1 protein-coding gene is annotated in these 463 nt (G+C 61.8%); it reads right to left on the minus strand.

Annotation, left to right across the window (positions count from 1 at the left end; all coding sequences use genetic code 11):
* On the minus strand, nt 1-316 hold a 316-nt coding region (locus PZA18_RS24220; protein WP_456238584.1), incomplete at its 3' end, for an IS66 family transposase.
* Nucleotides 317-463: the final 147 nt, after the last annotated feature.

The raw sequence follows: 463 nt of genomic DNA on the forward strand, positions 1-463 counted from the left end.
CCTCGGCACAGGTGTCGTCAAACAGGTCGCGTTGCTCGGGGGCAAGGGCTTCGCTTTTGACGCCAAACCGGATCCGCCTGTGATGCGCCAGCTCCAGCGTCAGCGCCTGGATCTTCAGGTCTTTGTTACGGAGTTCCTGATTCTTGACGTGGAGTTCCTGGTCTTTGGCTTGCAGCAGGCGGTGTTGCTGTGCCACTTCATCGGCATGGTCTTGGGCTTGCTGCGCGACTTTCGCCTGCTCTGCCAGCTGCGCCAGCACCCATTCCGCCAGGGCAGGGTCAGGGTTGAAACGGGCGAGTTCATCGGCGATATCCATGACCGGATTTTACCATGCCACACCCGTCGGAGGCCGCTTCCCGCCTGGGTTTGAGAAGTATTTATACCTGCAGATGCGCCGGCGGTGGCGCATCGACCCGCCGCCAGTCAATGCCGGCCGTCAGCCAGTGCCAGTCGGCCTGGCTCA

Origin of the sequence: Parachitinimonas caeni (assembly GCF_030129945.1) — a bacterium.
In the GTDB taxonomy this organism is placed as follows: Bacteria; Pseudomonadota; Gammaproteobacteria; order Burkholderiales; family Chitinimonadaceae; genus Parachitinimonas; species Parachitinimonas caeni.